The sequence below is a fragment of the Phaeobacter sp. 11ANDIMAR09 genome, from assembly GCF_001294455.1.
Taxonomy (GTDB): domain Bacteria; phylum Pseudomonadota; class Alphaproteobacteria; order Rhodobacterales; family Rhodobacteraceae; genus Pseudophaeobacter.
Genome location: NZ_LIKT01000094.1, coordinates 1 through 754, shown reverse-complemented (window position 1 = coordinate 754; position 754 = coordinate 1). Strand labels below are relative to the sequence as shown.

At 50.4% G+C, this 754-nt stretch carries 1 protein-coding gene; it reads right to left on the bottom strand.

The window, feature by feature from the left end:
• Positions 1-240 precede the first annotated feature (240 nt).
• The coding region (locus AN476_RS22285) for a cytochrome P460 family protein (protein WP_054463961.1) at positions 241-754 on the bottom strand (514 nt) is incomplete at its 5' end.

Here is a 754-nt window from a genome sequence, read left to right as displayed (position 1 = left end):
TCGGGGGGCAGGTCATCGGCAGTGAGCCCAATGTGACCGATGCTGCACAACGCACAAATAGCGAGGAAGTGCACAAAGCAGACAATTGTCACTAAACGGGCTGTCCCAACCCAGACTTTCTTCCAGATAGAAGACGCAGCTCGGCAGCGGTCGCTTAACAGACGCTAAAAATTGTTGCCATATTCAGCCAGACAGCCCTCGGAAAATGGACAATTCCGTCTTCAGAAAACTAGAGCTTTCTCACTTGGAAACTTGCTTCAAACCGATGTGATGGTCAGCGAATATGTATTGCTGTTCACTGGCGCTGGCTTCATGACACGATGAGCATTGTTCCCGAGGCATAACGGTTGCTGTAGCTTCGTAGGGTTCGGGGCGATGACCAAAGTTGAAATAGCCAAGATGCCCTGTTTCTGCCGGAAAGCGTTCCACGTCTTTGACCAGCATTGCAAGACCGTTGTAGTGGCTCTCCACCAGAACTTCACCAGGTTCAGCTTCTACGGTTGAAGTGAATTCCTTGACGATCTGTGTGCCGTTTGGCCAAGCGCCCGTCGCCATGTAGATCGCATAGGACATCGGTTCGACGTAGGTATCAATGTATTCACTCGTCGAAATTGGTTCCCCATCAATGATGTTGATTTCCCCTTCGGGTATTAGCGTCGTGCCAACATTTACCCACTGCCGGTGATTGAGAGGCCGATTGATTGTGCCATCTGCGTTGAACGAGACTGACAGCTTGATTTGCTCATCTGCGAAT